The organism is Bacillus sp. CGMCC 1.60114 (assembly GCF_042676365.1).
Classification (GTDB): Bacteria; Bacillota; Bacilli; order Bacillales; family Bacillaceae_G; genus Bacillus_A; species Bacillus_A rhizoplanae_A.
The window spans coordinates 1-857 of sequence record NZ_JBHTHG010000086.1; the positions used below are offsets into that span (position 1 = coordinate 1).

Consider the following 857-nt stretch of genomic DNA (forward strand, 5'->3'; position numbering starts at 1 on the left):
TATCCTATTAACCTTGAGGTTAAGCAGCTAACTTAAATAGGATGTTTTTGCCCATCCCTCGGGAGAACGGGCAAAAACACCCAAGTTCATTGCTAATTTACTCTGGGGTACCGCCAGCATTTCGGAAAAAACCCATGCTAAGCAAAAAAACTAGCCTCTACAAAAGAAGCTAGTTGACGTAAAATTCGTTATTGGAAGTGAATTATATGTATAATTTTTAAAAATTATTGTATTTACTTATGCCTATACCTTTTAAAAATTTCTCTGTTAGGTACATAGATAAACCAAAAGTAAAAACCATACCAATCATTGTTGCTATAATCATTTGTCCTGTATAAGGTTTTAAAAAAGATACGATTCCGATTGTAAAAAAGAAATATATACAGCCAATTCTAAATAGATATTTTCCAAACTGTAAATTGCCTTTTATCCAACCTTCTTTTGACCCCATAGAACGCCAAGTCCTGTATCCTATAAATAGATTAGGTTCTCTTTTAGCAAACAAAGGGCAAAGGAACGAAATAATGATAATAAAAGCAGGAATACTTAAACAAATAATGCGTTCAGCCAAGTTCTCACTCTCCTTTAATAATATATATATACTTCAATTTACACTTAAAATCCTTTAGATAAAATTAAAAACAGACATGTATATCCTATACATGCACGGTTAACATAACGTAACATTATCGGGATTCAATGTATTTAAGAGACTATTAAAAGTCCCCCAGATTGTTTAACTGTGGGACTTTTGTGTTCACATAATTCTTGTTATCGGAAACAAAGCAAATTCCCTCTCCAAAATGAAGGGGAGGAAATAACATTTGCAATTAGAAGTGCAATCTTCGGTTAGATAA

Annotated in this window: 1 protein-coding gene; it reads right to left on the minus strand. The window is 32.3% G+C overall.

Features of this window, described 5'->3' with window-relative positions; genetic code table 11:
* Window positions 1–217: 217 nt before the first annotated feature.
* Complete coding sequence (locus ACFQZ1_RS13520; protein ID WP_377882715.1) at window positions 218–571, minus strand: SdpI family protein; 354 nt, start codon at window positions 569–571, stop codon at window positions 218–220.
* Between the last annotated feature and the right edge of the window lie 286 nt (window positions 572–857).